This is a genomic window from Streptomyces sp. 15-116A (assembly GCF_025290915.1).
Taxonomy (GTDB): Bacteria; Actinomycetota; Actinomycetes; order Streptomycetales; family Streptomycetaceae; genus Streptomyces.
On sequence record NZ_JAOCQE010000284.1, the window covers coordinates 1 to 7731 of the forward strand.

General features: G+C 75.0%; 7 protein-coding genes and 1 pseudogene. 4 read left to right on the forward strand and 4 right to left on the reverse strand.

All coding sequences use genetic code 11. The features are described 5' to 3' along the window. Together N4P33_RS29690 and N4P33_RS29695 are read left to right on the forward strand one after the other, a co-directional pair. Positions 1–1493 (forward strand): hypothetical protein (locus N4P33_RS29690; RefSeq protein ID WP_260830038.1); only part of this gene is annotated, 1493 nt, incomplete at its 5' end. Positions 1494–1593: 100 nt separating this feature from the next. Then, positions 1594–2802, forward strand: coding sequence for an NAD(P)/FAD-dependent oxidoreductase (locus N4P33_RS29695; RefSeq protein ID WP_260830039.1), 1209 nt, complete (start codon positions 1594–1596; stop codon positions 2800–2802). A 4-nt stretch (positions 2803–2806) separates the two neighbouring features. Here the strand turns inward: N4P33_RS29695 and N4P33_RS29700 are convergent, their stop codons facing one another. Next, positions 2807–4147 carry a hypothetical protein gene (locus N4P33_RS29700; RefSeq protein WP_260830040.1) on the reverse strand — a complete coding sequence of 447 codons (1341 nt, stop codon included), beginning with the start codon at positions 4145–4147 and terminating at the stop codon, positions 2807–2809. A 113-nt stretch (positions 4148–4260) separates the two neighbouring features. On the opposite strand from N4P33_RS29700, the gene N4P33_RS29705 reads away from it, so the two are divergent. Together N4P33_RS29705 and N4P33_RS29710 are read left to right on the forward strand one after the other, a co-directional pair. Beyond that, positions 4261–5520, forward strand: a complete 1260-nt coding sequence (locus N4P33_RS29705) for a molybdopterin-dependent oxidoreductase (protein WP_260830041.1) — start codon at positions 4261–4263, stop codon at positions 5518–5520. A 51-nt stretch (positions 5521–5571) separates the two neighbouring features. After that, positions 5572–6027 carry a hypothetical protein gene (locus N4P33_RS29710; protein ID WP_260830042.1) on the forward strand — a complete coding sequence of 152 codons (456 nt, stop codon included), beginning with the start codon at positions 5572–5574 and terminating at the stop codon, positions 6025–6027. Between the two features lies 1 nt (position 6028). Here N4P33_RS29710 and N4P33_RS29715 read toward each other — a convergent pair whose 3' ends face one another. From N4P33_RS29715 to N4P33_RS29725, 3 genes and pseudogenes are all read right to left on the reverse strand, one after another. Next, positions 6029–6736 carry a class I SAM-dependent methyltransferase gene (locus N4P33_RS29715; RefSeq protein ID WP_260830043.1) on the reverse strand — a complete coding sequence of 236 codons (708 nt, stop codon included), beginning with the start codon at positions 6734–6736 and terminating at the stop codon, positions 6029–6031. An 88-nt stretch (positions 6737–6824) separates the two neighbouring features. Next, the gene (locus N4P33_RS29720) at positions 6825–7442 is read right to left on the reverse strand and encodes a DUF2064 domain-containing protein (RefSeq protein ID WP_260830044.1); all 618 of its coding nucleotides are present in this window, start codon (positions 7440–7442) and stop codon (positions 6825–6827) included. Next, positions 7439–7731, reverse strand: a pseudogene (locus N4P33_RS29725) (glycosyltransferase); the annotation flags it as partial. The pseudogene N4P33_RS29725 and the gene N4P33_RS29720, both read right to left, overlap by 4 nt.

The following is a 7731-nucleotide window of genomic DNA, read 5'->3' on the forward strand; positions in this document are numbered from 1 at the left end:
ACGCTGCCGGACTGCTGGGGGTGGCCGCCACCATCGGACGCGAGTTCACCGCCGACGTCCTAGGCGCCGCCGCGGGCGTCGACGAAGCCCGTCTGATCGCGGCCCTCGACGAGCTGTGGCGGCGCCGTGTCGTGCGCGAACAGGGCCTCGATGCCTACGACTTCGCCCACGAGAAGATCCGTGAGGTGGCCTACGCCGCCCTCAGTCCCGCCCTGCGCCGGCACCACCACCGCCGGGTCGCCGAGGTGCTGGCCCGGGCCGGGGAGGCGACCCTCGACGAGCTGTGCGGCCCGATCGCCGAGCACCATGTGCGCGCCGGTGACGTGCTCGCGGCCGTGCCGTGGACGCTGCGCGCCGCCGACGCCGCCGGCCGGCTGCACGCCGACGCCCAGGCGATCGGCCTGCTCGACCGCATGCTGAACCGGCTGAGCGAGCAGCCGCCCACCGTGCGGCGCGACACGCTCGAACTCCAGCTGCTCGCCGCGCTGCCCGCGCCCCTCGGACGCGCCGAGGGCTACGCCTCCGCCCGCCTGTCCGCCGTCCATGAAAGGGCCCTCGAGCTGTCCGCTCGGCTCGGCACCGAGCTCGCGCCGCCGCTGGTGCGTTCGCTGGCCCTGACCAGCACGGCCGGCTCCGACTTCGCGGCCGCCCAGCGCTACGGCGAACAACTCCTCGTACGGGGAACGGAGTCGGGCGACGAGGTGCTGGTGGTGGAGGCCGCGTACGTACTCGGCATCGCCGCGTTCTGGCAGGCCCGGTTCGGTACCGCTCGGGAGCACTTCGAGCGGGCCGTGCGCCACTACCGTCCCGAGCGGCGCGCCCTGCACGTGCTGCGCTACGGCCAGGATCCGCGCGTGGTGTGCCTGAGCCGCCTCGCCAACACCCTGTGGTTCCTGCACCGCCCGGCCGCCGAGGTGCTCGCGACGCGGGACACCGCACTGGCCTACGCGGAGGAGTCGGGGCACCTCTTCTCGCGGGTCGTCGCCCGGATCTTCGCCTGCGTGCTGGCGCTGGACATGGGCGACGACGACGGGCTGCGCACCCAGGTGCGGGCACTGGCGGAGATCGGGCACGACAGCCCCGGCCCGCCCACCTGGATGCCCACGGAGGCGTTCTCCGGGTACGTCGACGTGCTCGACGGCCGTCCGCAGCGCGGGGTGGGCCGCTGCCGACGCGTGATCGCCGCCCTGCCGGGCAGCCAGCCCGCGCCCGGCATGCGGGCGATGCTGCACCGCATCCTGCTGGCGGCGGCGGAACGCGCCGGTGACACGGCGGAGGCCCGCTGGGCGGCCGAGCGGCTTCTGGAGATGGGCGGCGCGGCGGCGATCTGGCGGGAGGAGGCCTCGCGGGCCCGGGACCGGCTGAGCGAAGACACCTCCCGGAGGACGGCAGCCGGTGGCCGTCCCCCGCGGCACCCCACGGCGACGGCGGGATCCCCGGGCGGTGCAGGAACGGCGTTCGAGGGGCCGGTGCGGGACGCCCGGAGGAAGTGAGTGCGCCCACGGAGCCGCGCCAGGCGGAACGCCCGTGGAACGGCCGGGATCGCATGCTCGGGTTCGTCAGCGTTCGAGGCCGGGACATCAGGAGGACGGCATGTCCACCGCATACGACGCGATCGTGGTCGGAGCCCGCTGCGCCGGGGCGCCCACGGCGATGCTGCTGGCCCGCAAGGGATACCGGGTGCTGCTGGTCGACCGGGCCGCGTTCCCGAGCGACACCCTATCGACGCACATGATCCATCCCCCGGGCGTGGCGGCCCTGGCCCGCTGGGGACTGCTCGACCGCCTGATCGCCACCGGCTGCCCGCCGGTCCGGACGTACTCCTTCGACTTCGGCCCGTTCACCCTCACCGGCAGCCCGCCGCCGTACGACGGTACCGGCGTCGGCTACGGGCCGCGGCGCCGCATCCTCGACGCGCTCCTGGTCGCGGCGGCGGCCGAGGCGGGCGCGGAGGTGCGTGAGCGGTTCACGGTGGACGAGGTGCTCATCGAGGACGGCACGGTCACGGGCGTCCGCGGTCACGACCACGGCGGCCCGCCGGTGACCGAGCACGGGCGCGTGGTGATCGGCGCCGACGGGCGCTCCTCGCGGGTCGCGAGGGCGGTGGGCGCCCCGGAGTACCGGACGAAGCCACCGCTCCAGTGGGGCTACTACTCCTACTGGTCCGGCCTGCCCGTCTCCGGTTTCGAGACCTACGCCCGTCCCGGCGCCGGCTGGGGCACCATCCCGACCCACGACGGCCTGACCGTGGTGGTCGCGGGACGGCCCCGCGCGGAGGCGCACGCGTACCGGGCGGATGTGGAGGGCACCTTCCTCGCCACCCTCGACCTGGCCCCGGAGTTCGCGGAGCGGCTGCGGGCGGCCCACCGGGAGGAACGGTTCCTCGGCGGGTCCGTGCCCAACTTCTTCCGCAGGCCCTACGGTCCGGGCTGGGCGCTCGTCGGGGACGCCGGGCACACCAAGGACCCGATCACCGCGCAGGGCATCAGCGACGCGTTCCACGACGCGGAGCTGTGCTCCGGGGCCCTGGACGACGTCTTCACCGGGCGCCGCCCGTTCGGCGAGGCGCTGTCCGGTTACGCGGCGGCCCGGGACGCGCGCGTGGCGGAGATGTACGAGTTCACCACCGGGCTCGCCACCCTCGCGCCCCCGCCGGACGACACGGCCCGCCTGCTGGCGGCGGCGAGTGGTGAAGCGGAGGCGATGAACCGCTTCGCGGGCGTCGTCGCCGGGACGGTCCCCCCGCACGCGTTCTTCACCCCCGCCCCGGCTTCGGACACCTCCGCGCTTGCCCCGGCCTGACCGCTCACCACCCCGTCACCAGCAGGTGGTTGAGCAGCAGCGCGAGCACCGCCTGCCCGGCCAGCCACGCGCGCGGGGCGGGCAGGAGGGCGGCGGCGGGCAGCAGCCAGAAGGCGAACGGGAGCCAGATGCGTTCCGTCTCCGCCTTGCTCATGCCGGACAGGTCCGCGATCACCAGCGCGAGGAGGGCGGACAGCACGAGCAGCGCCAGGCGGGGCGCAGGACCGGTGGTGAGCCGGCCGCGCCGGCCGATGAGCAGTGCGCCGCACCGGCGCAGTCCCGCCACCGCCGCCGGGCCCACGATCAGCACCGTGCAGGCGAAGTTCGCCCACACCCAGTAGCCGTACGGCCGGATGCCGCCCACGCCCTGGTAGTAGCGGGGGACCAGCAGGCGGTACGCCTCCCACCAGTCGAAGCCCAGGGCCGTGAACACCGCCGGGACGACCAGGAATCCCGCCGCCAGACATGGCAGCGGCCTCAGCCGCCCCGTGCCCAGCAGCAGCACCGCCGCGCCGATCACCGCGAACAGCGTCAGGCCGTACGACAGATACACGGTCAGCCCGAACAGCAGTCCCGAACCGAGGCCGGTCCAGCGCGGGCGGTGTCCGGTCACGGCGAGGGCCAGCAGCGCGACCGCCCAGGCGGCGACCGCCGTGAAGTACCCGTCGGCGGACGTGCCCACCCACACCGCCGCCGGGGCCAGCACCAGGAACGGGGCGGCGCGGCGGGCGTGGGACTCGTCGGCGAGGGCGCGGACGGCGAGCAGGATCGCCACGGTCGCGGTGGTGCCCACCGTGATGCAGAAGGCGCCCGCCCAGCCTCCGCCGCCCAGCCCGATCCGGTCCAGCAGCACGAACGTGAGCGTGGCGCCCGGAGGGTGCCCGGCGACATGGGCGGGCCAGTTGTCGGGCGCGTCGGCGAGAATGTGCGCGGCGAAGTCCCGCAGGGCGGCGGGGATGTCGTCGAAGCGGTCGACGGCCCTCAGATACTCCTGCCGGGTGGTCAGCTGCTCGGCGATACCCCGGTGCCAGCCGTCGATCAGCGCGAGGGACCACGTCCAGGCCAGGGCGGCCGCCCAGACGCCCGCCAGGAGCGTGCGCCACGCCAGCCGCCGCGCGAGCGCGGGGCCGTGGACGACGACGGCCGCCGCGACCAGCACCGCCGCCGGGGTGCCCACACCGAGGTGCGGCCCCCAGTCGGCCAGCAGCGGAGGCCAGTTCACCCGCAGGGTGCCGTCCCGGCGCTGGATCGACCAGCCGATCAGCGCGGCGGCCACCACCAGCAGCGCGGCGGCGCCGACGGCGTACAGATCGCGGCGGAGGTCTCTGCGGAGATCGCGGTTCACGCCGTCACGCTAGGCCGGACGGACGCGCGGAAGCCGCCGACGAGCGCGGACGTCAGCGTTTCGTCATCGGTCATGACCCCGCTGCCGGGGTGCTGCGGACCTACGGTCGGTACATGGCTCGGTCCGTCCTCCCCACCCTCCCCGCCCCGCGCTGGCGCAGCCCGCTGCGCGGCCCCCGCTTCACCGCCGTGCTCGGCGTCGTGCTTCTCGCCGGCATCACGGTCCTGTTCGTGACGGGGCTGCTGTCGTACGCCGCGTACAACCCGGATCTGTCCCCGGTGAACGACAAGACCCCCGGCAAGGGGATCCTCGGCTTCTACCTCTTCTCCTGGCCCACCGACCCGTCGTGGCTGTACCGGCTCACCCAGGGCGTCCACGTCACCCTCGGGCTGACCCTGATCCCGGTGCTGCTGGCCAAGCTGTGGTCGGTGTTGCCCCGGCTGTTCACCATGCCCCCGGCCCGCTCGCTCAGCCATGCCCTGGAACGGCTGTCGCTGCTGCTCCTGGTCGGCGGCGCGCTGTTCCAGTTCACCACCGGCGTCCTCAACGTCCAGCTCGACTACGTCTTCCCCGGCTCCTTCTACCCCCTGCACTTCTACGGTGCCTGGGTGTTCTTCGGCGCGTTCCTCGCCCATGTGGCGCTGAAGACGCCGGTGGCGCTGCGCAATCTGCGTGGGATGAGGCAGCACGGCGGCATGAGGGAGCACGAGGGGGAGGAGGCCGGCGATCTGGTGGCGCCGGACCCCGACCCGCCGACGATCTCGCGGCGCGGGGCGTTCGGGCTGGTCGGTGGTGCCTCGCTGCTGATGTTCGTCACCTCCGCCGGGCGCAGTTTCGACGGGCCGCTGCGGCAGACCGCCGTCCTCACCCCGCACGGCGGGCCCGAGCCCGGCACAGGACCCGGAGGCTTCCAGGTCAACAAGACGGCCGCCTACGCCGGGATCCGCCCGGCCGAGACGAGCGCGGAGGCCTGGCGGCTGGTCGTCACGGGGCGTTCCGGCACCGTCCGGCTCACCCGCGCCGACCTGCTGGCCATGCCGCTGCACAGCGCCGCCCTGCCCATCGCCTGCGTGGAGGGCTGGTCGACCTCCGACCAGTGGTGGCGGGGTGTGCGGCTGCGCGACCTCGCGGCGCTGGTCGGCGAGGAGGAGCCGACCGACGTGTTCGTCGAGTCGCTGCAGCGCCGGGGCGCCTTCCGCAAGGCGGCACTGCGCGCCAACCAGGTCGCCGACCCGCGCTCCCTGCTCGCCCTGTTCGTCAACGGCGAGGAGCTCACCCCCGATCACGGCCACCCGGCGCGGATCATCGTCCCCGCCGCTCCCGGGGTGCTGAACACCAAGTGGGTGGCCCGGCTGACCTTCTCGGACCTGTGACCGTGACGTGTGACGTGTGACCTGTGAACCCCTGAGCCTGTGAGGACACCGATGAGGATTCCGCGGCCGGTGCTCGGCAGCCCGTTCCACCTGCTGGTGCTGCTCTGCTCGTTCGCCCTGTGCGGATACGCGGGCGTGCGGTTGCTCGACGGTGACTGGCTGCTGATCGCGCTGTGGTTCGTGGGCGCGGCGGTGCTGCACGACCTGGTGCTGGTGCCGCTGTACGGGGTGGCCGACCGTGCGCTGATCAAGGGCGCGGGCCGCTGGGTCAACCATGTGCGGGTGCCGGCCGCGCTGTCCGGGCTGCTGCTGCTCGTGTGGTTCCCGCTGATCACCGGCCGGGTGTCGGAGCGGTACGCCCGCGTCACCGCCCTGTCGGCCGACGGCTATGCGGCCCGCTGGCTGCTCGTCACGGCCGCCCTCTTCGGCGGCTCCGCGCTGCTGTACGTCGTACGGGCACGCAGGGCGCGGCGCCGGCGGCGTCCGCGTCCGTCGGCCTCCGGCTGATTCAGCGCCGCCCGGTCGCCCGGCCGGTGCGGAGGGCCACGAAGCAGCGGCCGTCGGCCGTCCAGTGGCCCTCGTCCCGCCAGCCCGCCTCGTGCGCGTGCCGCAGCAGGCCCGGGGTGCCGAGACGGGCCCAGGGGAAAGGAGTCCCGGGGGTGCCGCGGGCGTCGGTGACCTGGACCAGCACGCGTTCGTCGACGTCCGGGCACGGGACCGTCTCGGCGAGCACCAGGCCCCCCGGTGCGAGGAGGTGGGTCAGCCGGTCGAGCAGGGCGGGCGGATCGCCGCCGATGCCGATGTTGCCGTCCAGCAGCAGCGCCGTGCCCCAGCGGCCGGTGCCGGGCAGGGGATCGAACACGGAGCGGTGCAGCGCTTGCCCGCCGCGCCGGACGGTACGGGCGACCGCGGCCTCGCTGACGTCGATGCCGAGGGCGCGACGTCCCTGCGCGGCGAGCGCGGTGAGCAGCCGACCGGGGCCGCAGCCCACGTCGAGCACCGCGCCCTCGCAGTGCCGGAGCACCTCCAGATCGGCGGCGTCGGCCTCCGCGCACCAGCGCTCGACGTCCAACGGCAGCAGCCACCCGTCCGCCCGCCGCAGGAACAGCGGCCCGCGCCCGGCGCGCAGGGCGGCTGCGTAGGGGTCGACGGACCAGGCCCGAACGGTGGGGCCGCCGGCCCGCTGCGTACCGATGCGGGCGGTTGTGGTGCTCATCGTGGGCTGCCTTTCCTGAGGCCGGGCGGGAGGTGCCGGGGCCCGCCCGGCGCTGGGTGCCCGCTCGTCCGCGGTCGGCGTGCGGTGTTCACCGGTGGGACGCCGTCAGGCGGGCCAGGCGCGCGGCGAAGCGGCTGCCGGGAGCCGTTGCGGCCACCAGTGCCGCGTCGTGCGCCGTGTCCACGTCCCGCAGGCGCGGCAGTTCGCGGACGCGCAGGTGGGCGAGGCGGCGGCGCTGGGCCGTGCCGGTGTGGGGCGTGGACATGGGGACGCCGCGGACCAGGGCCGGGTCGGGGACGGCCAGGCCCAGCGCCCAGAAGCCGCCGTCCTCCGCCGGACCGAAGTACGCCTCGCAGTCCGTGAAGTCGACGGTGAGCAGCTCCGGGGTGACCTGCGGGGTGTCCATGCCGATCAGCAGCGCCGGGCCGTCGCAGCCCGCGAAGGCACCGGCCAGCCGCTCGTCGAGGCCGCCCGCGCACTGCGGTACGACCTCGATGCCGGCCGGCAGCCAGGGGCCCGACGTTCCGTCGAGCACCAGGACCCGGCGTCTCGCCGGCGTGCGGGCCACCGCGTCCAGGGTGTCCGCGAGCGCGGCACCGGCGAGGTCCGCCGCCTGCACGGGCGTGAAGGGCGGGGTCAGCCTGGTCTTCACCCGGCCCGGCCGCGGCTCCTTGGCGATGACGAGAAGCGTCACGTCGCTGGTCACAGGGCCACGTCCTCGCGCAGGGGCGCCTCCCGCAGGACGCGGCTCATGTCCCGTACCGCCTGCCAGGTGCCGCGCCAGGTGCCGGTCACCTTGGACGCGCCGGTGCGCGGCAGATAGGGCACGTCGTGCTCGGTGACGCGCCAGCCCGCGTCGGCGGCGCGCAGCACCATCTGCAGCGGATAGCCGCTGCGCCGGTCGGTCAGGCGCAGGCCCAGCAGGTCCTCGCGCCGGGCCGCGCGCAGCGGGCCGAGGTCATGCAGCCGCAGCCCGGTGCGGCGGCGCAGCAGCC